Annotated in this window: 21 protein-coding genes and 1 tRNA gene; 21 read left to right on the top strand and 1 reads right to left on the bottom strand. The window is 36.4% G+C overall.

The window, feature by feature from the left end:
* Positions 1-19: 19 nt before the first annotated feature.
* From ICG50_RS09475 to ICG50_RS09445, 7 genes are all read left to right on the top strand, one after another.
* Positions 20-1,072 carry a DUF2891 domain-containing protein gene (locus tag ICG50_RS09475; protein WP_187660672.1) on the top strand — a complete coding sequence of 351 codons (1,053 nt, stop codon included), beginning with the start codon at positions 20-22 and terminating at the stop codon, positions 1,070-1,072.
* A 33-nt stretch (positions 1,073-1,105) separates the two neighbouring features.
* Positions 1,106-2,668, top strand: coding sequence for an NAD(P)/FAD-dependent oxidoreductase (locus ICG50_RS09470; RefSeq protein WP_187660671.1), 1,563 nt, complete (start codon positions 1,106-1,108; stop codon positions 2,666-2,668).
* Positions 2,669-2,749: 81 nt separating this feature from the next.
* Entirely contained in the window at positions 2,750-3,793 is a 1,044-nt protein-coding gene (locus ICG50_RS09465; protein ID WP_187660670.1) for a hypothetical protein, read from the top strand.
* Positions 3,794-3,874: 81 nt separating this feature from the next.
* Positions 3,875-4,399: a sigma-70 family RNA polymerase sigma factor gene (locus ICG50_RS09460; protein WP_187660669.1), complete on the top strand. Its 525-nt coding sequence runs from the start codon at positions 3,875-3,877 to the stop codon at positions 4,397-4,399.
* Between the two features lie 12 nt (positions 4,400-4,411).
* Entirely contained in the window at positions 4,412-5,314 is a 903-nt protein-coding gene (locus ICG50_RS09455) for a FecR family protein (RefSeq protein ID WP_187660668.1), read from the top strand.
* Complete coding sequence (locus ICG50_RS09450; protein WP_187660667.1) at positions 5,311-7,605, top strand: TonB-dependent receptor plug domain-containing protein; 2,295 nt, start codon at positions 5,311-5,313, stop codon at positions 7,603-7,605. The genes ICG50_RS09455 and ICG50_RS09450 overlap by 4 nt, the downstream gene beginning before the upstream one ends.
* A 94-nt stretch (positions 7,606-7,699) precedes the next feature.
* Entirely contained in the window at positions 7,700-9,280 is a 1,581-nt protein-coding gene (locus ICG50_RS09445; protein ID WP_187660666.1) for an NADP-dependent glyceraldehyde-3-phosphate dehydrogenase, read from the top strand.
* Positions 9,281-9,309: 29 nt separating this feature from the next.
* Here the strand turns inward: ICG50_RS09445 and ICG50_RS09440 are convergent, their stop codons facing one another.
* A complete protein-coding gene (locus ICG50_RS09440) occupies positions 9,310-10,407 on the bottom strand; it encodes a bifunctional methionine sulfoxide reductase B/A protein (protein ID WP_187660665.1) in 1,098 nt (365 codons plus the stop codon).
* A 161-nt stretch (positions 10,408-10,568) separates the two neighbouring features.
* Between ICG50_RS09440 and idi the strand changes: the two genes are divergently transcribed.
* The 14 genes from idi (at position 10,569) to ICG50_RS09370 (ending at position 22,320) form a co-directional block, all read left to right on the top strand.
* Complete coding sequence (idi, locus tag ICG50_RS09435; RefSeq protein WP_187660664.1) at positions 10,569-11,096, top strand: isopentenyl-diphosphate Delta-isomerase; 528 nt, start codon at positions 10,569-10,571, stop codon at positions 11,094-11,096.
* 31 nt (positions 11,097-11,127) lie between these two features.
* Complete coding sequence (locus ICG50_RS09430) at positions 11,128-11,538, top strand: 6-pyruvoyl trahydropterin synthase family protein (protein WP_187660663.1); 411 nt, start codon at positions 11,128-11,130, stop codon at positions 11,536-11,538.
* The gene (locus ICG50_RS09425; protein ID WP_187660662.1) at positions 11,538-11,990 is read left to right on the top strand and encodes a peroxiredoxin; all 453 of its coding nucleotides are present in this window, start codon (positions 11,538-11,540) and stop codon (positions 11,988-11,990) included. Before ICG50_RS09430 ends, ICG50_RS09425 begins: the two co-directional genes overlap by 1 nt.
* A gap of 20 nt (positions 11,991-12,010) precedes the next feature.
* A complete protein-coding gene (locus ICG50_RS09420; protein ID WP_187660661.1) occupies positions 12,011-12,973 on the top strand; it encodes a type I phosphomannose isomerase catalytic subunit in 963 nt (320 codons plus the stop codon).
* A 56-nt stretch (positions 12,974-13,029) separates the two neighbouring features.
* Positions 13,030-13,296: a hypothetical protein gene (locus ICG50_RS09415; RefSeq protein WP_187660660.1), complete on the top strand. Its 267-nt coding sequence runs from the start codon at positions 13,030-13,032 to the stop codon at positions 13,294-13,296.
* 78 nt (positions 13,297-13,374) lie between these two features.
* A tRNA-Thr gene (locus ICG50_RS09410) sits at positions 13,375-13,448 on the top strand.
* 106 nt (positions 13,449-13,554) lie between these two features.
* Entirely contained in the window at positions 13,555-14,475 is a 921-nt protein-coding gene (locus ICG50_RS09405) for a DMT family transporter (RefSeq protein WP_187660659.1), read from the top strand.
* A gap of 105 nt (positions 14,476-14,580) precedes the next feature.
* Positions 14,581-15,288 (top strand): aquaporin Z, encoded by a 708-nt coding sequence (aqpZ, locus tag ICG50_RS09400; protein ID WP_187660658.1) that lies wholly within the window; start codon positions 14,581-14,583, stop codon positions 15,286-15,288.
* A gap of 74 nt (positions 15,289-15,362) precedes the next feature.
* Positions 15,363-15,965: an alpha-ketoglutarate-dependent dioxygenase AlkB family protein gene (locus ICG50_RS09395; protein ID WP_187660657.1), complete on the top strand. Its 603-nt coding sequence runs from the start codon at positions 15,363-15,365 to the stop codon at positions 15,963-15,965.
* Positions 15,966-16,000: 35 nt separating this feature from the next.
* A complete protein-coding gene (locus ICG50_RS09390) occupies positions 16,001-16,831 on the top strand; it encodes a sterol desaturase family protein (protein ID WP_187660656.1) in 831 nt (276 codons plus the stop codon).
* Between the two features lie 99 nt (positions 16,832-16,930).
* Positions 16,931-17,206 (top strand): TIGR03643 family protein, encoded by a 276-nt coding sequence (locus ICG50_RS09385; RefSeq protein ID WP_187660655.1) that lies wholly within the window; start codon positions 16,931-16,933, stop codon positions 17,204-17,206.
* 172 nt (positions 17,207-17,378) lie between these two features.
* Positions 17,379-19,244 (top strand): M61 family metallopeptidase, encoded by a 1,866-nt coding sequence (locus tag ICG50_RS09380; protein ID WP_187660654.1) that lies wholly within the window; start codon positions 17,379-17,381, stop codon positions 19,242-19,244.
* Positions 19,245-19,399: 155 nt separating this feature from the next.
* On the top strand, positions 19,400-20,113 hold the full coding sequence (locus ICG50_RS09375) for a DUF4369 domain-containing protein (RefSeq protein ID WP_187660653.1): 714 nt from the start codon (positions 19,400-19,402) through the stop codon (positions 20,111-20,113).
* 29 nt (positions 20,114-20,142) lie between these two features.
* Positions 20,143-22,320 (top strand): B12-binding domain-containing radical SAM protein, encoded by a 2,178-nt coding sequence (locus tag ICG50_RS09370; protein ID WP_187660652.1) that lies wholly within the window; start codon positions 20,143-20,145, stop codon positions 22,318-22,320.
* Positions 22,321-22,423: the final 103 nt, after the last annotated feature.

Here is a 22,423-nt window from a genome sequence, read left to right as displayed (position 1 = left end):
ATTTGGAAAACGCTTCTTTATGAAAAATAGTTATTTTTTACTGTTGCTACTATCTTTCCTAGGTTTTTCTCAGGAACTGACTTTGGAACAAGCCAATCATTTAGCCGGTTTGCCGTTAAAATGTCTCCAACAAGAATACCCGAATAAATTGGGACAAATGCTGATGGATAGTACTGAAATTCAACCACCTCAAAAATTGCATCCCACATTCTACGGCTGCTTTGATTGGCATTCTTCGGTTCACGGACATTGGAGTTTAGTGTATTTGCTAAAAAAATTCCCGAATCTGGCCAACAAAGAATTGATTGTCCAAAAACTCAAAACCAATTTATCCAAAGCAAACATTCAAGTAGAAATTAATTATTTGAATAAGAAACACGAGAAGTCTTTTGAACGAATGTATGGCTGGAATTGGTTACTGAAATTACAACTCGAGCTCGAAACTCATAACGAGCCTTTCGCCCAAGAGTTGGCCCAAAATTTAAAACCGCTTTCCGATATTGTCATTGAAAGATACATCGAGTTTTTGCCTAAATTACTTTATCCTGTTAGAGTAGGAACGCATACAAATACTGCTTTTGGTTTAACTTTTGCATGGGATTATGCGGTTTATTCTAAAAATGATTTGTTCCAAAAAAGCATTAAAAGCAACGCCATTCGTTTGTTCCAAAATGATGAAAACTGTCCGTTTACTTGGGAACCCAGCGGCACCGATTTCCTGTCGCCTTGTTTAGAAGAAATGGCTTTAATGCAACGCATTTTGCCTAAAGCAACGTTTTTAATTTGGCTGAAAAAGTTTGCACCACAACTCTTCAAAAAGAAATTCTCATGGGAAGTTGCTAAAGTTTCCGATAGGACTGATGGTCATTTGGTGCACTTAGACGGATTGAATTTCAGCCGAGCTTGGAATTTATATGCCTTAATTCATCAGTATCCAAAAGAATTTTCCCATTTAAAACCATTAGCGGATTACCACTTAAATTTTTCGCTGCCTTCTGTAGTCGACGGCAATTATGAAGGCGAGCATTGGTTGGCTTCGTTTGCCTTACGCGCTTTTGAAGAAAAAAAGTAATTCCTTTTGTTTACTTTTGCAGAAAATTAAATCATGCCACAAGAATTACTCCTACAGGTTTCTCCCGAAATAGCGGCAAGCGAAAGTTTGCTCTATGAGTATGTAGCCAAATCAGTAAGGGTTTCTACTAAATTGGTTCACAAAGTTGTAATCCTGAAGCGTTCAATAGACGCCCGTCAAAAGGCAATTAAAGTCAATCTTAAAGTTTTGGTCTATCTCGTTGATGAAGAGTATACCGAACCAAAAATTGAATTGCCCGAATACCAAAATGTAGCCAATGCCCAAGAAGTAATTATTGTTGGTGCCGGTCCGGCCGGACTTTTCGCAGCACTTCAGTTGATTGAATTAGGATTAAAGCCAATAGTAATAGAACGCGGAAAAGACGTTCGAGGACGCCGTCGTGATTTAAAAGCGATTAATGTAGATCACATTGTTAACGAAGATTCCAATTATTGTTTTGGCGAAGGTGGTGCTGGCACTTATTCCGACGGAAAATTATACACGCGTTCTAAAAAACGAGGCGATGTCGACAGAATTTTACAATTGTTGGTCGGTTTCGGAGCGACCCCTGATATTTTAGTGGAAGCGCATCCTCACATTGGGACCAATAAGTTACCCCAAATTATTCAAGACATTCGGGAAAAAATAATCGAATGTGGCGGACAAGTGTTATTCGAAACCCGTGTAACCGATTTTGTAGTCAAGAATAATGAAATGCAAGGTGTTGTGACTCAAAATGGCGATACCATTTCGGCCAATAAAGTCATTTTGGCTACCGGACATTCCGCGCGTGATATTTTTGAATTACTGGATAGAAAGAAAATTTTCATCGAAGCTAAACCTTTTGCTTTAGGTGTTCGAGCAGAACATCCTCAAGAATTAATTGATAAAATTCAATACAGTTGTGATTTCCGTGGGGAACATTTACCACCGGCGCCTTACTCGATAGTTAAGCAAGTCAATGGTCGCGGAATGTATTCTTTTTGTATGTGTCCTGGCGGCGTGATTGCGCCTTGCGCTACAAGTCCGGGTGAAGTCGTGACAAATGGTTGGTCACCGTCCAAACGTGATCAAGCTACTGCAAACTCAGGTATAGTAGTCGAATTAAAACTTGAAGATTTTAAGCCTTTCGCCAAGTTCGGAGCACTAGCCGGAATGGAATTTCAAAAAAGTATCGAACAAAAAGCATGGCATTTGGCCGGAGAAACCCAAAAAGTTCCTGCGCAAAGAATGGTCGATTTTACCCAAAATAAAATATCCTCATCCATCCCAAAAACCTCCTATGTACCCGGAACAACTACGATAGAAATGGGACAAGTTTTTCCAGGTTTTTTAACCCAAATCATGAGAGAAGGATTTGTTCAATTCGGAAAATCGATGCGGGGTTACATGACCAACGAGGCCATACTTCACGCGCCCGAAAGCCGAACCTCTTCTCCGGTAAGAATTCCACGGCACAATGAAACCTTAGAACACTTACAAATCAAGGGTTTATATCCATGTGGTGAAGGTGCCGGTTTTGCCGGTGGAATCATCTCTGCCGCTATTGATGGCGAAAAATGTGCCCTGAAAATTGCACAAAGTCTTTTAAAATAAATTAATTTTCATTTTTATTTAAAAAAAGTAGGGTGATGGCATTTTGTGTTGTCTAATCTATAAACACTAAAAATTATAAAAATGAAAAAGATCAAAATTTTACTTTTGCTATTGACCGTTTCGGTCGCAGGTTTTTATTCGTGTACCGATAATGATCCGGTGGATAATGAAATTGTAACCACTAAAAGTATTTCGCTAAGAACCACTTTAAACGAGATCAAGAAGGCCAACAACATCAATGGCAAAAATGATTTGTCAATGCAAGACCAAGCGTTTTGTTTCAATTTTGTTTTTCCGTTAACCTTATCTTATAATGACGGAACCGTTATTACAGTTGCTTCATACGAAGGATTGTTAGAAATCTTAACAGCGGAAACCGAAACTTTATTCTTGGTTGGTATTGCATTTCCATTCCAAGTACAACAAGAAGGCGCAATTACGACTATAGATAATGAAGAGGAGTTTTATGCCTTGATTCAAGAGTGTGGATTTAGTACCATAAATGATGATGTATTGCAATTTAGTTGTTTCCAATTGGTTTATCCGATTTCAGTAATCAATGCCAACGGCAGCACTATTGAAGTACAAACACAAGGTGAATTTGAATCGTTGTTAATTAACGGTGAGGTTGTTGAAATAGTATTCCCAATTAGCGTGATTCAAGCCAATGAGACAATTGTGGTCAATGATTTATATGAATTATTCGATTTATACGATGAGTGTGATGGGAATACTACTTCTTGTATTTGCACCACTGATGTTAATCCAGTTTGTGTGCAAACCGCCAATGGAACCGTAATGTACTCAAATGCTTGTTTGGCGGAATGTGACGGTTATACAGCAGCTGATTTTGTAAGTTGTGATCCTGTACTAACCACAAATTTCGGGAATGGATTAGGTTCTTGTTTTACTATGAATTATCCGGTACAGATTCAATATCAAGGGGCTTTGGTTACGGTTAATAATGACGGAGAACTGTTACAGTATTATTTCCCTAATCAGTCAAGTATTCCGGCTTTTGTGTATCCGGTAACGGCAAATTTTAATTCACCTGGCGGTCTTATTCAAGTTACCATGGCGGACCAAGTAACTTTTGAATCGTTTATTATCAATAATTGTAATTAATTGTATATCAATAAAATTGGGAAAGATTAAAGTTAGTTGCGACACAACCTTAGCGATAAGGTTGTGTTAGCAATTTAAGCTATGAAAGAAGAAAACCAAAATACAAAGCTCTGTTCTGATGTGGTATTCCGCTCGGTATTTGACACGAATTTTAAGGTGTTGCGAAACTTTTTGGTGTATCAATTCAGAGGCGATATAGAAAGTGCCGAAGATGTAGCCCAAAATGCTTTTGTCAAACTCTGGGAGAATTGTGGGATTATCCAACCCGAACAAGCCAAAAGCTTTTTATACACCACAGCGATTAGGCTTTCGCTGAATAAAATCAAGCACAAACAAGTGGTCAGCAATTTTGAGTTGCAATTCCAACCCAAATCATCTCACAAAGAATCCCCCGAATTTTTGATGGAGGAAACCGAATTAAAAGCCCAACTGGAAAAAGCCATAAACGATTTGCCCGAAAAGCAAAGAACCGTATTTTTAATGAACCGGTTTGATAATCAATCGTATGCTGAAATTGCAGCCTCATTGGATTTATCGGTAAAAGCAGTAGAAAAACGAATGCATCAAGCTTTGTTGTCCCTAAGAAAAGTAGTAAAAAACGTTTGAAAGAATAATGATATGGAAAAGACAAACGAAACATATTTATCCGATTGGTTAGCTCATAAAATTACCGATGAACAATTAAAACAATTGGTTTCTGAGGAGGATTTTTTGGCCTACCAAAACATTAAAGTTACTCTTGACAGTTTTGAAATCAGCAATCCCGATTTGGAACAAAACTTTAGTGCCATAAAGCAAAAGTTAGCCGATAAAAAACAAACAAAATCAAAAGTGATTCCGTTTTGGCGTTTTGTTTCTATTGCTGCAAGTTTGCTGATTTTGTTTGGCGTGTACCATTTTTTTATGGCTAAAAATGAAATAGTAACCGGTTTCGGAAATACTCAAATGATTACCTTAACCGATAATTCCAAAGTGTCTTTGAATGCCAAATCCAAGTTGAGTTATGCTAATACTTTCCAATACAAAAGAACCTTGCAACTCGATGGAGAAGCCTTTTTTGAAGTCGAAAAAGGAAGTCCGTTTACAGTAGAAACTTCACTAGGTGATATTCGTGTTTTGGGAACTAAATTCAATGTCATTGCTTTTCAGGATTTCTTTGAAGTAAAATGCTATGAAGGCAAAGTTCAAGTCACCCAAAAAGACAAATCAACCATTTTAACCCATGGTGAAAGTGTGCGTTTTTACAAAGGTACTTCAGAAAATTGGGCTGATGAATCTTCGGATAAACCCACCTGGATTTCCGGAGAATCATCTTTTAAAAATGTGCCGATGCGTTATGTGATTGAACAATTTAAGAAACAATACAACATGCCTGTTGACTATCCGAAAACCATAGAAAACGTAAAGTTTACAGGAACCTTTACCCATAATGAGCCAACCGTGGCGTTGCAAACGATTTGCTTACCGTTGCATTTAAAATTCGGCAAAGACCAAACAGGAAAAATGATCATTTCGGAATGAAAAAAATAGTTTTGTTGGGTTTCTTTTTGTGCTGGATTTCACTTTCTTGGTCACAAAAAAAGGAGTCCTTTATTTATACCAATGCCCAACTCACCAAAGTGCTTTCCGATATTGAGAAAGCTTTTGACGTTAAATATTCCTATGTCGATTCATTAGTGGCTTCAAAGCGAATTTCAGTACCGAAAAAACTTTATACTTTGGCCGAAATTAATACCGAAATCGAAAAGCAATCGACGTTAAAAGTCATCCAAATCAACGACCGATTTTATTCGATAAACCAAGCAGAAGCCAATGGTAATTCAGAGAAAATTACTCATTTGGAAGAAGTCATAGTCGAAGAGTTTTTGGCAAAAGGCATTCAGAAAACCAACCAACTTTATATCATTTCACCCCAAAAAGTACAAACGCTTCCCGGAATTACCGATGCCGATATTTTGCAATCTCTACAACAATTACCGGGAGTTAAAAGTCCGAATGAAACTGCCACCGGTTTGTACATTCGCGGCGGAACGGCTGATCAAAATTTGATTCTTATGGATGGGATTCGGTTGTATCATCCCGGACATTTATTCGGCATGATTTCGAGTATTAATCCGAATGTGGAGCAAACGGTGAATTATTACAACAAAGCCATCAATCCAAAGTTTGGCGAAAGAGTTTCCGGCATAATCGACATCAAATCGACGGATAAAATTTCGGATAAAACCAAAATCAACGCCGGAATTAATGCTTTGAATGCCGACGTTTATCTCCAAACACCGTTAGTCAAAAATAAACTAGGTTTACAACTTTCGGGCAGAAAATCTTATACGGAATGGTTGCAAACGCCAACGTTCAATCAATTAGAAACTAAAGTTTTTCAAAACACCAACTTTGAAGATTTTGACAACAACAATCAATTCAAGTTCCATGATTATTCGGCCAAATTAAATTTTAAACCCAATCAAAAAACCGATATTTCACTTTCAGGCTTAGTAATCAAAAACGATTTAGATTACCAAAATGTAATTGAAACCGATAGCATTAGTAACCAAAAAATGAACATCGAAAATTATGGTTTTAGTTTGAATTGGATGCAAAAATACAGCCCAAGATTCACTCAGAAAACTTTAATTTTTTACTCGCTTTACAGTTTCGATTACCTCAAAAAACAAGATTATGACTCGGATAAATTCGAAGCGTTTAAAAAATTAAATCGAGTGGTGGATTCTGGTGCTGAATTGAATTTTGGCTACCAAATTAATCAACAATCCCATTTAGATTTTGGCTATCAAATCTTTGGAAACGATATCTCGCATTTGTTCAATAGTTTTAATCAGGACATTGGCGTCGTATTGAGTTTGAAGCAATTGTATAATGTCACTCATGTTGGCTATATGCATTTTAAACAAAATTTCGGTAGCTGGAATTTACAACCCGGTTTGCGTTATAGTTTTTTCAGCCAAATGAAGGCTTCTAGTTTTGAACCTCGATTGTTGCTTCAAAAAACAATTTCCGAATTTTTCATTTGGCAAGCTTCATACGAACGCCGTAGCCAAATTTTAAGTCAGGTTCGTGAAAATGCCACCAATGATTTGAGTTTAGAAAACTATGTTTGGGTACTTTCTGACAACAACGAATATCCGATTCAAAAAGCCAATCAATTTACTTCCGGATTTACATTTAAAAAGCATAATTGGTTATTGGATGTTGATGCCTATTATAAAAACATTACCGGAATCACTTCATTTACTTTAGGTTTTTTAGGTCAAAATGACAATGAGATCCAACAAGGAAATGGCTTTACTAAAGGTGTTGATGTGTTGTTGCAAAAAAGTGCGCCCACTTGGCGTGCCTGGCTGACTTATACTTATCAGGATTCTCAAAGCCGGTTTTCGACTTTGAATGAAGGCCATTATTTTGCATCCAATGCCGATATTAAGCACAGTTTTAATTTGGCTTTCAATAAAAAATGGAACCGATTTTTGTTTACCGCCGGTTGGTTTTGGCACAGCGGAAAACCATTCAGCACCATTAATGATTCTGGAGAAATCACTTCTTATAACTCCAAAAGATTACCTAATTACCATCGTTTAGACATATCGGGCAGTTATCAGTTCCAAAGCACAAAAGGGCATACTTTCAAAATTGGTGCATCCCTTTACAACCTCTACAACCGAAATGCTTTAATTAGTAAAGAATTGGAACGCAATTATACCAATGTAAACGATTTTGCTACACCACGCTATTCAATACAGGAATTTTACTCTTTAGGCATTATGCCCAATGTGTTTTTCAGAGTGAATTTCTAAAAGTTTTCAGTTACAACGATTTAGTTAATTTCTTTCCGCTAATCGATGTCGGATGTTTTATTCAAAATAGTAATTTTATAAAAAATCATTTTTTATGAATACTATTCCAAGTGAATTTCAAATCACGTCTTTATTAAATCAGGATACTTATTTAGTCAACGGTGAACTGAAAAAATGGACAGGCGAAACCACGCCGGTTTTCTCTACGATATCTTCCACCGATCATTATGCGCCAACGGTTTTAGGTTCTATTCCTGCGATGGGAGAAGCCGAAGGCAACGAAGTTGTTAATGCAGCGGTTGCGGCTTATAATAACGGACAAGGGTTGTGGCCCACGATGAAAGTTATCGATCGCATCAAATGCATGGAGAATTTTGTAACCCAAATGAAAGCCACGCGCAGCGAAGTCGTAAAATATTTAATGTGGGAAATCGGAAAATCATTACCCGATTCTGAAAAAGAGTTTGATAGAACTGTAGAATATATTTACGACACGATTGAAGATTATAAAGAACTAGACCGAAATAATGCGCGTTTTACCAAAAGCCAAGGTGTAAATGCGATGGTTCGTCGCGGACCGCTTGGCGTGGTACTTTGTTTGGGACCGTATAATTATCCGCTCAATGAAACTTTTTCGTTGTTGATTCCCGCGATTATTATGGGTAATACTGTGATTTTTAAACCGGCTAAGCATGGTGTTTTACTAATTTCTCCTTTGTTAACTGCGTTCCAAACTAGTTTTCCTAAAGGTGTAATTAATATCATTTACGGTCGAGGCAGAGATGTCGCTTCACCAATTATGAAATCAGGAAAAGTCGATATTTTGGCACTTATTGGCAATAGTAAATCGGCGATTGCGTTACAAGATTTGCATCCGAATAAAAACCGTTTGCGTTTGATTTTAGGTTTGGAAGCCAAAAACCCGGCGATTATTTTACCGGATGCCGATTTAGATTTGGCAATCCAAGAATGTATTATGGGAACGCTGTCTTTTAACGGCCAACGTTGTACCGCATTGAAGATTTTGTACGTGCACGAATCCATCGCAGCCGAATTCAACCGAAGATTTGCGGAGAAAGTAGATGCATTGCCTTTCGGAAATCCATGGGAGAAAGGCGTTTCTTTAACGCCGCTTCCGGAAAAAGAGAAACCGAATTATATTCAGGAATTAATCGATGATGCCCAAGACAAAGGTGCCAGAGTTATCAACCAAAAAGGTGGCGAAAGAACCGAGAACTACATATTTCCGGCTGTTTTGTTTCCGATTAATAAAGAAATGCGGGTGTATCACGAAGAGCAATTTGGGCCTGTAATTCCAATCTTAACTTTCAAGGACATTCAAGAACCTTTAAACGATATGGCGGAATCGAATTACGGACAACAAGTGAGTTTGTTTGGCCAAGACATCAAAACCATAGCGCCGCTGATTGATACGTTGGTGAATTTGGTTTGTCGCGTAAATTTGAATAGTTCGTGCCAACGCGGACCGGATGTGTATCCGTTTACCGGAAGAAAAGATTCAGCGGTTGGAACTTTAAGTATACATGATGCTTTGCGTTCGTTCTCTATTAGAACTTTCGTAGCCTCAAAAGACAATGCTTATAACAACGCGATTTTGCAGGAATTGCTCAACAGTAAGGAATCGAATTTTATCAATACCGATTATATTTTATAAAAAAAAGCCCTGAGAAATCAGGGCTTTTATTAGTTTTTCTTTTTCAATCTGTCTTTAAAAACCTTTTCAAATTTCTCCAATTTGGGTTGGATTACCATTTGGCAATACGGTTGGTTTTTGTTGTTTTCATAATAGTTTTGGTGATAGTCTTTGGCTTTGTAAAACGCTTTAAAAGGCTCCAAAGTCGTTACTATTTTATTATTGAAAACTTCTTTGTTCAATTCGGCTATAATGCTTTCCGCAGCTTTCTTTTGCTCTTCGTTTTTATAAAAAATCACCGAACGGTATTGCGTTCCCACATCAGCACCTTGGCGATTTAAAGTGGTAGGATCATGAACTGTAAAGAATACTTGAAAGATTTCATCCAAATTGGTTTTGGTCTTATCATAAGTAATCTCTACGACTTCAGCCGCGCCGGTTGTTCCGCTACAAACTTCCTCATAACTTGGATTTTCGACTTTTCCGCCTGCGAAACCTGATACAACTTTTTCTACGCCGGTTAAGTTTTCATAAACCGCTTCCACACACCAATAACAGCCGCCACCGATGGTAATGGTTTCCATATTGCCTTTGTTTTGAGCCACCGTTCCATCAGGTACAAAATCCAAAGAAACGGCATTCATGCAATATCTTTTACCTGTCGGTTCCGGACCATCATCAAACAAATGGCCTAAGTGACTGTCACATCTTCCGCAAAGAGCTTCAACACGGCGCATGCCATAAGAATTGTCGTCTTTAAAAGTGATACTGTTTTTGTTGTCTTGTTCAAAAAAGCTCGGCCAACCGCAACTGCTTACAAATTTTTGGTCGGATTTGAATAGTTTCAACCCACAAGCCGCGCAATAATAAGTGCCTTTGGTTTCGCTTTTCCATAGCGTTCCAGTGAAGGCTCTTTCAGTATCCGCTTGACGTGCTACTGCATACAAATCAGGTGGTAATACTTTTTTCCATTGCTCATCGGTTAAAACCAATTTAGAAGTATCGGTATTAGAATAATAAGGGTTTTCAGGTTTTGAAATGACGTTTTCCATAGCAGTGGTTTTTGTTGTTGTTTTATTGTTTTGCCCACAAGCGGTGAACATAAACAACGGGGATAAAATTAAGAAGTTAAAAATGGATTTTAGCATAGCAATCGTTTTAAATCAGACACAAATTTACAGCTAAATACGAGTTGAAATGTCTGATAGATTACAAATTACAGCGATTTAAGGAAAGTTTAACGGTTGTTCTATCAGCATAATTAGGGACGCTGATATTTTTTCGTATTTTTGAACGATTAATAAAAGCTATGGTCGAAGAAAAAGTAATCTTGGTCAACGAACAAGATGAACCAATCGGGTTAATGAATAAATTGGAAGCACACGAGAAAGCGGTTTTGCACCGTGCTTTTTCGGTTTTTGTGTTGAACAGCAATAACGAAATCATGTTGCAACAACGTGCGCACCACAAATACCATTCGCCTTTGTTGTGGACGAATACTTGTTGTAGTCACCAACGCGAAGGCGAAACCAATATCCAAGCCGGAAGTCGCCGTCTGTATGAAGAAATGGGCTTTAAAACCGAGTTGAAAGAGCTGTTTCATTTTATCTATAAAGCGCCATTCGACAATGGTTTGACTGAGCATGAACTCGATCATGTGATGATTGGTTATTATAATGACGAACCTCAAATTAATCCGGAAGAAGTCGAAAGTTGGAAATGGATGTGTATCGAAGCCGTTCGCCAAGACATGATTCAAAATCCTGATATTTACACCGTTTGGTTTAAAATTATCTTTGATGAATTTTACCATTATCTAGAAGATCACAAACTTTAATTCACAACAATAACATACAACTCATAACCCAATGAAAGTTACCGTATCCAGAAAAGCCCATTTCAATGCCGCACACCGATTGTATCGCAAGGATTGGTCGATGGAAAAAAACGATTCGGTTTTTGGGAAATGCAACAATCCAAATTTTCACGGACACAATTACGAGTTAATCGTTTCGGTTACGGGTGAAATTGACCAAGAAACCGGTTTTGTAATTGATGTCAAGATTTTGTCGGATTTAATCAAAGCACATATCGAAAATGCTTTTGACCATAAAAATTTAAACCTTGATGTAACTGAGTTCGCGGATTTAAATCCAACTGCCGAAAATATAGCGGTAGTCATTTGGAACAAGCTTAGAAAATATATTGACGCCAACAAGGATTTAGAAGTCGTTTTATACGAAACACCAAGAAACTTTGTAACCTACAAAGGCGAATAATGGCATTGCAAGTCGGAGATAAAATCCCCCATTTTTCAGCCATTGATACCAATGGTAATGTGTTTGACAACGACAGCATTGTTGGCAAAAAATCCCATGTTATTTATTTTTATCCTAAAGATGATACCCGAGTTTGTACTGAGCAAGCCTGTTCTTTTCGCGACCAATACGAAGATTTTAAAGCGCTAGGTGCTGAGGTAATTGGGGTTAGTAGTGACTCGGTCAAATCCCATCAAAAGTTTGTTAAACAATATCGTTTACCATTTATCTTGTTATCGGATTCGGATAAAAAACTGCGAAGATTATTTGGTGTTCCCAATGATTTATTAGGTTTGATTCCGGGAAGAGTGACATATGTTGTCGATAAAAACGGTCTAATTCAGTTGGTTTTTAACAGCATGTCCGGTAAAATTCACATCAAAAATGCACTTGAAATTCTCAAAAGGATGTAAGTTTGCCTAAAATTACTTTGATGCGATTTTATCCCTTACTGTTTGAGCCGATTTTAAAAGAAAGAATTTGGGGAGGAACCAAGTTAAAATCCTATTTAAACAAACCGATAATTTCTGAAATCACCGGGGAAAGCTGGGAAATTTCTACGATTGAAAATGATATTAGCATTGTTTCTAATGGTGATTTTAAAGGAAAATCTTTAAACGAATTAATTAATGAATTTCCGAAAGAAATATTGGGATCCAAAGTATATGTTGCTTTTGGCAAACAGTTTCCCTTGCTTTTCAAATATTTAGACGCTCGCGAAGATTTATCGATTCAGTTGCATCCGAATGATGAATTGGCTAAAAAACGACACAACTCATTTGGCAAAACCGAGATGTGGTATGTCATGCAAGCCGATAATGATGCCGAATTAATTGTTGGTTTCAAAAAGAAATCTTCACCTGAAGAATATACCCAACATCTAAAAGACAAAACATTACTGAATATACTTGACACTAAAAAAGTACAAAATGGTGATGTTTTCTTTTTAGCAACCGGAACGATACACGCCATTGGAGCCGGAAATGTTATCGCCGAAATCCAACAAACTTCAGACATTACTTATCGCGTATACGATTTTGATAGGGTGGATGCGAATGGAAATAAACGAGAATTGCACAACGATTTGGCTTTAGAAGCCATTAATTACGATACCGTTGAAGCGCAACGAACCTATTCAAAAATAGAAAATAGCGCGAATGAAATAGTAAATTGTCAATACTTTACCACTAATTTTATTCCTTTAAACGGACAGATGAGTATACAGAAAACCAAGGATTCCTTTACTGTGTTCATGTGTGTTGACAACCATTTTGAATTGATTTGTGACGGAGAAACTTACGTTTACCAAAAAGGCGATACTGTTTTAATTCCGGCTTTTTTGACTGATTTTCAATTAAATGGTAAAGCTTCCATACTAGAAATTTATATTTCGTAGTTGGTGTTCTAAAGAATTAGTGTAATTTTGCGCCAAATTTAAAATTTACAAGAAAAATGGGAAGTGTTAAAAATTTAAAAAAAGACATCAATTTTGTTTTAGGAGATATCATTGAAGCAGTATACATCTACGAAATGACAACTTCGGGAAAACCATCTGAGCAATCAAACGCTATCATCGATGAGGCGATTGCTTCTTTTGACGGTTTAATTACAAAAGTGAATGCAAAGAAAGTGGAAAATAAAAAAGCACATTTCAAACAAATCAACACCGAATTAGAACAAGTTGCAAATCAATTGGTTGAAAAAATCAACGCTTTGTAGTCTAAAAAAACAATAAAAAAGTGCCAAAATATTTTGGAGAATTAAATTTCACTTCTATATTTGCACTCACATTGAGACGCCAGCATAGCTCAGTTGGCTAGAGCAGCTGATTTGTAATCAGCAGGTCGTGGGTTCGAGTCCCTCTGCCGGCTCAATAAGTAAACCATCACTGAAAAGTGGTGGTTTTTTGTTTTTAGACTATCTCCTTTGAAAACAATTCCAATTCTATATCTTTGTCGGCTTTTTAAAAATGAAATTATGTTTGGAAACAAAGTGCTAAAAGGTGTTTTTTTGGTCGGACTGGGCGCCACTAGTTATGGAATGCTAGCCACTTTTGTGAAATTGGCTTACGCTGATGTAAGTTCACAAGGACTTCATTACACCCCTGCGGAAGTCATTACAGCGCAATTCGCCATTGGTATTTTAGTTATTTTAGGAATTAATGCTTTTCAAAGGAGGAGAAAAGGTAATACCGTTGTAAATGCCACATCGCTTGAAATTAAGAAGCTAATGTTAGTTGGAACTTCAACAGGATTAACCAGTATATTTTACTATTTAGCAGTAAAATACATTCCGGTATCCATCGGTATAGTTCTGTTGATGCAAACGGTTTGGATGGGCGTTGTTTTAGAAATGCTTTTGGAAAAGAAAAAGCCATCTAATGTAAAAATTATAGCTGTTTTTATTGTTTTAATCGGAACCGCTTTAGCCACCAATCTTTTTTCAGCTACATTCGAATTGGATTGGAGAGGAATTGTATTGGGTTTGTTAGCTGCGGCTTCTTTTACTACTACTATGTTTGCAGCTAATAAAGTAGCGACTACGATTTCGGCGGCACAGCGAAGTTTGTACATGCTTTTGGGAGGTGCCTTTGTCGTTTTTATTTTTGCCATAGTAACACAACATACGCCTTTTAATTTTGACATCTTTTATAAATGGGGCATTTTAATTGCGCTGTTTGGTACGGTTATTCCGCCTATGTTATTAAACGCAGGGTTTCCTTTGACGGGTATCGGTTTAGGAAGTATAGTTTCAGCTTTTGAATTACCTGTTTCAGTGATGATGGCTTATGTCTTGCTTAATGAAAGTGTTGTTTTTAGTCAATGGATTGGTATAGTGTTAATACTATTGGCCATTGTAATGATGAACATTAGTTTTAAGAAAAGGCAACCCAATTGATTGACTGTTAATAAGTTTTTTCTCGGGTAAATTTCTGCCTAACTATTTTCTTTAATTTTAGTTAAATAACCAATCACTAAACGTTGTGATGTAAAAATTTAACTTATGAGAAAACTATTCGCAGAATTTTTTGGAACCTACTGGCTTGTTTTTGGCGGTTGCGGTAGCGCTTTGTTTGCTGCAGGTATTCCTGATTTAGGCATTGGCTTTGCCGGTGTTTCATTAGCTTTCGGATTAACAGTTTTGACTATGGCTTATGCTGTTGGTCATATTTCAGGTGGACATTTTAATCCCGCAGTTTCATTTGGACTATGGGCAAGTGGTCGATTTTCGGGTAAGGAGTTATTGCCTTATATTGTTTCTCAATGTTTAGGCGGAATTGTAGCAGCCGGAACTTTAGTATTCATCCTTTCCGGAAAAGAGGGATTTGCTATTGATAACACCAAAGCCGGTGCTTTTGCTACCAATGGTTATGGTGCCTTTTCTCCGGATGGCTATTCAATGGGTTCCGCATTTGTAGCAGAATTTATTTTGACGATGTTTTTCGTCCTTATCATTGTTGGTGCTACAGACAAACTAGCCAATGGAAAGTTTGCCGGAGTTGCTATTGGTTTAGCACTAACTTTAATTCACTTAATTAGTATTCCCATCACCAATACTTCAGTAAATCCGGCGCGTTCGACTTCACAAGCGATTTTTGCTCAAGGGGAGTCTTTATCACAACTTTGGCTGTTTTGGGTTGCTCCAATTGCAGGCGCCTTGGTAGGCGGATTTATTTATAAATTGTTTTTAGACAAAAAAGAAACCCTATAATTTTATTATATTTTTAGTATTTGTTAAAGAGAAAAGAATGAAATTATTTGTTCTTTTCTCTTTATTTTTGTGAAATGAACACACTTTTTCCAAAAGAAAAAATCACTTTTAATCTTCCGGATGCCGACATCGAATATTACTCTAACTTCTTTGATGCTGTTCGTGCCAATGAACTTTTTGAGCGGTTAAAAGAGGGTATTCCATGGCAACAAGATGCCATTACTGTTTTCGGAAAAACCCATCCACAGCCAAGATTAACAGCCCTTTTTGGAAATGAGGGTAAACCTTATAGTTATTCCAATATCGTAATGCAACCCCATCATTGGAATCCTTTATTAATGTTTATCAAGGAAGAAATTGAAACCATTTGTCAAGAAAATTTCACTACAGTTTTACTCAATTATTACCGTGACGGAAAAGACAGCAACGGTTGGCATGCGGATAATGAAAAAGAATTAGGTCGAAATCCTATCATCGCTTCGGTGAGTTTTGGTGCCGAAAGAAGTTTTCACTTGCAACACAATACAATTAAGGAACAAAAGTTGAAAATCAATTTGGAACACGGCAGTTTATTGATTATGAAAGGTGCAACCCAACATTTTTGGAAACACCAAATCCCAAAAACGGCTAAAGAAATTAGTTCCCGAATTAATCTCACTTTTCGCATCATCAAGTAATTCCCTAATTTATTATATTTGACAAAAGCAATTTGATGAACGATATCATTCATTATTTCGAAAGTATTCCGTCTTCCCATAGAGCGTTAATTTTGGCTGGCGGTATCGCTATCTTTTGGTTAATTGAAAGCGCAGTTCCATTTGTGAAATTTGGGTATAACAAAGTCCAGCACGCAGGAATAAACATTTTCTTTACCCTTACTACGATTATTGTTAACTTCTGTTTGGCTGTTATTTTAGTCAATGCAGCGCAATGGGCAGTGGACAATGGTTTTGGCTTATTGAATTGGTTGCCCGAAATGAATATCTGGCTTTTTACAATAGTTGGTTTGTTGCTATTGGATTTTATAGGTGCTTATTTGGCGCATTTAGTGGAGCATAAAGTCAAGTTTTTGTGGCGATTTCACCTAATTCACCATACCGATACATGGATTGATACGACTTCAGGAAACCGTCATCATCCCGGTGAAAGTGTCATACGTTTTGTTTTTACCACTTTAGGGGTTTTGATTGTGGGTAGCCCAATGTGGATGGTTTTTTTGTACCAAACTTTATCGGTAGTCGCAACGCAATTCACCCATGCGAATATCGCTTTGCCAAAACAATTGGATAAACTCATGAGTTATTTTTTAGTTTCACCCGATATGCATAAAGTACATCATCATTATGTTTTGCCGTATACTGATAGCAATTATGGCAATATATTTTCGGTTTGGGATAGGTTATTCGGAACTTTCAAAACATTAGATAGAGAAAAAATAGTTTACGGTGTTGATACACATATGAAATTGAAAGAACATAATGATCTAAAGAATTTATTATCGATTCCTTTTCAAAAACACCGTTCCCCCGATATAGAAAATTAAAAAAAAACACCGCAGATTGAAAACTAATTATTTTTTTTATTAATATTGAATATGAAATTAATCAGTTGGAATCTATTTTAAAATAATGCTTTTACAGAAATGAAAAAAAGTAAGCTTGCAGAATTTGACAACGAGCAAATAGAGAGAGTTGTCAGCATGGCTCAAGAGGAAAGAAAACCTTTTGAAGTAATAAAAGAAGAATTTGGCCTAACCGAAAACGAAGTAACCGAATTAATGCGTAAACGTTTATCGAAAGATAAATTTGAACTCTGGAAAAAGAAAGCTGTCGGAAGTAAGCCAAAACCTAAACCAATTATAGACGATTTCGACGACGATTTAGAAGGTAAATACTATATCAAAAATAAATTTGATTAGCACTTTAACTCTTGCTCAGCAGGAGTTTTTTTTATTTATTACTTTATTCTGCAACACTATCGGCAAGTTTTAATCGGCACGATTTTAGTTAATCAATTCTAAAATGTTAAAATCAAAGTGTAACTATTAATTACATTTGAAGTCTTATCCCAAAAAAAATAAATTATTGACTATGAAAAAACTAATTCTAAGTGCTGTTTTGACTATATCAGTTTTCAATTTTAATGCTGTTGCTCAAAAAAAGGCTACTGTTGCTCAAGAGGTAAAAGTCGCAATCGATTTAAATCAAGTAAAAGAGGACAAAGTAATGGTAACCATTACACCGCCAAGTTTTACATCAGCAGAAGTCGTTTTCCATATACCCAAAACGGTACCCGGAACTTATTCATCGGATAATTATGGTAAATTAATTGTTGATTTAAAAGCACTGGATAAAAGTGGGAACGAATTGACCGTTACTAAAACGGATGACAATTCATGGAAAATCAGTAATGCAAAGACTTTAGCTAAAGTTACCTATTGGGTAAATGATACTTATGATACCGAAACCGGAAGAGGTTTTGGAAAAGATGAGATTTTTTCACCAGCCGGAACCAATATCGATGAAGGCAAAAATTTTATGTTGAATAATCATGGATTTATAGGGTATTTTAATGATAAATTAGAAATCCCTTATAATGTTACCATAACACATCCGGCGACACTTTTTGGTTCCACCTCGTTGGTTGATTTAAACAAAAGTGATACGGTTGACCACTTTGTGACTAAAAGATATTTTGAGTTGGTAGACAACCCAATCATGTATTCTAAACCGGATTATGTGACTTTTACAGTGGACGGAATGGAGATTTTGTTTAGTGTATATTCACCAAATGGAGAGCATACAGCCCAATCACTTTTAGCCGATTTAGAAAAAACCATGCGGGCACAAAAAGCTTTCTTAGGACCCATTAACAATAATAAAAAATACACGGTTCTCTTGTATTTGTCCGATATGCAAAAAGCGGATGCCAAAGGTTTTGGAGCCTTAGAACATCATACATCTACTACAGTGGTTTTTCCGGAAATGATGCCGGCTGCCGCTTTGGGTGAGCAAATTAAAGATGTGGTTTCACACGAATTTTTTCACATCGTAACACCTTTAAGTATTCACTCTAAAGAGATTCAGTATTTTGATTACAACAACCCTAAAATGTCAAAGCATTTATGGATGTACGAAGGCGTAACCGAATATTTTGCGAATTTGTTTCAAGTAAATCAAGGGCTAATTGACTCTGATGAGTTTTATCAAAGAATGGTTGGAAAAATCAATAATGCATCGACTTTAAATGACACTATGCCGTTTACTGAAATGAGCGCTAATGTATTGGTACCGCCTTACAAAGATCAATACTTGAACGTTTATGAAAAAGGAACTTTAATCGGAATGTGTATTGATATTATTATACGTGAAAAAAGTAATGGGCAAAGAGGAATTTTAGATTTGATGCAAAAACTCTCCAAAAAATATGGTGCTGAAAAACCGTTCAATGATGACGATTTATTTGCTGAAATCACTGCCATGACTTATCCTGAAGTAGGCGAATTTTTAAATACCTATGTAGCTGGTCCGACACCAATTCCATATGATGTTTATTTTGCTAAAGTTGGAGTAGGTAAAGCCAAAATGAGTGTTCCAATGAATCCGTTTTTAAAAGACCAATCGACACCTTTTATTACCGTTGACGGAAAAACAAAAGAGATTATTATATTGCCAAGTGAAGATCTTAACGAGTTCATGAAAGGTTTAGGTTTGCAAGGCGGAGATATCATAGTTTCTATCAATGATAAAGCCTATAATTTAGACAACATTTATGACATGATCATGGAAAGTCAAAACTGGAAAGTAGATGATGCCATCAGTGTTAAAATTAAAAGAGCAGGTGTTGAACAAGCCATTAAAGGTAAAGTGAAACTGTCAATGGAAGAAGTTGAAGGATATGGACTTCAAGATGCTTCAAAAGAGTTATTGAACAATGCTTGGTTAAAAGGAAAATAAAATAATTCATTGCAAATAGTAAAACCTCAATTTGGTCATCAAATTGAGGTTTTTTTTTAGTATTATTGCCAAAAAATAGGACAGATTTAAAATATCTGAATGTTACTAATGTATAATCCGAATGTCCAGTAGACATTCTCCTCTTACTATCAAATATGCAAAAATCATTTCTCGCTATATTATCAATACTTATTTTAGTATCCTGTTCGGATAAAAAATCGGACAAAAATTTTGTACTTAACGGAAATATCAAAGGTTTAAAAAGCGGAACTTTATACATACAAAGAATAAAAGACACGGTTTTTGTGCCTATTGACACCATTAAAATTGATGGCGATTCCCATTTTGTTAGTGAGTTTAATTTAGAATCTCCCGAAATGTTGTATTTGTTTTTGGATCGTGGTGTAACCAATTCTCTAGATAATAATATTCCTTTTTTTGCTGAAAAAGGCACTATGACATTAGAATCAACGCTTGATTTTTTTACTGCAGATGTTAAAATTAGCGGGTCAAAAAATCAACAACTCTATGATGACTACCGTAAAGTAATGGCCAGGTACGTGAATCAAGACATGGATTTGATTGAAAAAAAATTCAAGGCTTTTAAAGACGGAAAACTTGAAGAAGTCAGCAAAATGGAAGAAGAACAAAAGAATATTTTAAAAAGAAAATATTTATACACCACCAATTTTGCGGTAAACAATGCTGACTTTGAAGTAGCACCTTATGTAGCATTGGCAGATATTTATGATATTAATTTAAAATATTTGGATACCATCCAAAAATCGATGTCTCCTAAAGTAGCGAAATCGCTTTACGGTAAGAAGCTTAACGAATTTATCGCAGAGAGAAAAAAGACGGATAAATAAAAGTACTTTTGTTTGTCACATAAAAGCAAATGAAAGACATCCTTCTCATAACGCCACCATTTACACAACTCAACACTCCTTATCCGGCAACGGCTTATTTGAAAGGGTTTTTGAAGACCAAAAGCATTTCGGCTTTTCAAATGGATTTGGGGATAGAAGTGATTTTGGCGGTGTTCTCCAAAGAAGGTCTGATAAATTTATTTCAAGTCGATGCGAAACCCGAATCTTTAAACTCCCAACGAATTCTAAGTTTACAAGATGATTATGTGAATACCATTGACGCAGTCATCACTTTTCTTCAAGGCAAAAACCAAACCTTAGCGCGTCAAATTTGCAGTGGTAACTTCCTGCCCGAAGCGTTAAGATTTTCACAACTGGATGATATGGAATGGGCTTTTGGATCGATGGGAATGCAAGACAAAGCCAAGCATTTAGCTACTTTATATCTGGAAGATTTATCCGATTTTATGGTTGAATGTGTCGATGAGAATTTTGGTTTTAGTCGGTATGCGGAACGATTGGGTAGGAGTGCGAATTCGTTTGATGAATTGCATTCGCATTTGCAAAATGAATTGACTTACATCGACAAAATTACACTCAAAATATTGGCACAAAGACTTACTGAAGTCCAACCAAAATTGGTTTGCATTTCAGTTCCGTTTCCCGGAAATTTATACAGTGCTTTTCGTTGTGCGCAATTTATAAAAAATCAGTTTCCAACTATCAAAATATCAATGGGTGGCGGTTTTCCCAATACGGAACTTCGTGACTTAAAAGATAAAAGAGTTTTCGAATTTTTTGACTATATAACGCTTGACGACGGAGAATTGCCAGTAGAACTTTTAAATTCCAATGTTCAAAATCCTAATGCAAAGGAGTTTAAACGAACTTTTCTTTTGGAAAACAACCAAGTCGTTTATATAAATAATGCGATTCAACCCGATTATAAGCAAAGTGAAGTCGGAACTCCGGATTATTCGGATTTACTTTTGGATCAATACATATCAGTGATAGAAATCGCCAATCCCATGCACAGTTTGTGGAGCGATGGCCGTTGGAACAAGCTCACGATGGCGCATGGTTGTTATTGGGGTAAATGCACGTTCTGTGATATTTCTTTGGATTATATTAAATTGTACGAACCTATTGCGGCCAAAACTTTAGTCGATAGAATGGAACAAATGATAGCCCAAACCGGCGAAAGCGGATTCCATTTCGTAGATGAAGCTGCACCACCGGCTTTGATGCGAGAAGTGGCTTTAGAAATTATTCGCAGAAAACTTACGGTGACTTGGTGGACCAACATTCGTTTCGAAAAAAGTTTCTCTACAGATTTGTGCTTGTTGCTCAAAGCTTCCGGTTGTATTGCGGTTTCCGGCGGCTTGGAAGTGGCTTCAGACAGATTATTGGAATTGATAAAGAAAGGGGTAACCGTTGAACAAGTGGCTCAGGTTACTCGAAACTTTACCGAAAATGGGATTATGGTTCATGCCTATTTAATGTATGGTTATCCAACCCAAACCGTTCAGGAAACCGTTGATAGTTTGGAAATGGTGCGTCAATTGTTTGAAGTAGGTGTTTTACAATCAGGATTTTGGCATCAATTTGCCATGACAGCTCATAGTCCTGTTGGCATGTTTCCTGAGGATTTTGGCGTGATTCCTGAGCAAAACGACATTACGTTTGCTAATAATGACATTCAGTTTAAAGACAAAACCGGAATCAATCACGACAAGTTTAGTTTTGGATTAAAGAAATCATTGTACAATTATATGCATGGCATTTGTTTCGATTATGAGTTGCAGGATTGGTTTGATTTTAAGATTCCAAGAACGACAATAGCACCTGATTTTATTTTGAATTGTTTAGAAAAAGAAGATGTTTTAAGCGTTAAACCTTCTGCTAAAGTGATTTGGTTAGGTGGAAAACCTAAAACTGAAATTTTTACCAAATCCAAAAAAGGGACTGTATGGGAAATGATGCAGTTGACTTTTTTGGATAAAAAAGACACTTTAGAAATCAATTTAGAGAAAGACAAAGGAGAATGGCTGGTGAAAACAATTGATTTACTTCAAATTAATAATCTAAAGACGCTAACTTTTGCCCAACTCAAAGCCGATTATGAAATGCAGTTTGATGATTTTGAGTTGTTTTGGTTTTCAAAGCCAATGAAAGCCCTTAATGAGTTTGGATTGGTTTTGCTCTAAATTCAATCATAGATTCTTGATAACTTGTTCATTATTTTTATTTAATAGGTATAATTGACTGTTTATTTAGTCTAATTTTATTATCTAAACCTCTAATGAGTAT

Source organism: Flavobacterium buctense (assembly GCF_014486695.1).
GTDB lineage: Bacteria > Bacteroidota > Bacteroidia > Flavobacteriales > Flavobacteriaceae > Flavobacterium > Flavobacterium buctense.
Note: the sequence above shows the minus strand (reverse complement) of the source record. Positions and strands in the feature narration are given on the sequence as shown.